Annotated in this window: 2 protein-coding genes; both read left to right on the top strand. The window is 57.2% G+C overall.

Annotated elements, in window-relative coordinates; translation table 11 throughout:
* The coding region (locus JIN85_RS20755; protein ID WP_325108781.1) for a UDP binding domain-containing protein at nt 1-273 on the top strand (273 nt) is incomplete at its 5' end.
* 104 nt (nt 274-377) lie between these two features.
* Nucleotides 378-661: GDP-mannose 4,6-dehydratase (locus JIN85_RS20750; protein ID WP_200273589.1), on the top strand; the 284-nt coding region annotated here is incomplete at its 3' end.

Here is a 661-nt window from a genome sequence, read left to right as displayed (position 1 = left end):
CCAGCCACGATGCGCCGCGACTTGTTAGAAGTCGGCATCGACCCTGAGCTATTCGACAGCAACGTGATCATTGCCAAGACCCCTTACGAAGCTGCCGAGAAAGCTCACGCGCTCGCGACCCTCACCGAGTGGGACGAATTCCGGACCCTGGATTTGCCAAAAATCTACGACCTGATGCTCAAGCCCGCCTTCGTCTTCGACGGCCGCGCCGTGCTCCCCGCCGCCGCCCTCAAAGCCCACGGCTTCGACGCATTCGTCATCGGCAAGGGCTGAGCTCCACCACTTGCTGTCATTTTTAGCCATCTAATCTCTACAACAACCAACGATCTAAGCTTCGACTCCCAATACTCTGAGTCGTCCAAAGTAAAAGTTCCGCCATGAAAAAAGCACTGATCACCGGAGTCACCGGTCAAGACGGATCCTATCTCGCTGAATTCCTGCTCGAAAAAGGATACGAAGTCCACGGCATCAAGCGCCGCGCTTCCCTCTTCAACACCGAGCGCGTCGACCACATCTACGAAGATCCCCACATCGAGCACGCACGCTTCAAGCTCCACTACGGCGATCTCACCGACACCTCCAACCTCACCCGCCTCCTCGCTGAAATCCAGCCCGATGAGGTCTACAACCTCGGCGCCATGTCCCACGTCGCCGTTTCCTT

Source organism: Luteolibacter pohnpeiensis, from assembly GCF_016595435.1.
Lineage (GTDB): Bacteria > Verrucomicrobiota > Verrucomicrobiia > Verrucomicrobiales > Akkermansiaceae > Luteolibacter > Luteolibacter pohnpeiensis.
This window is presented reverse-complemented; position numbering and strand designations above follow the sequence as displayed.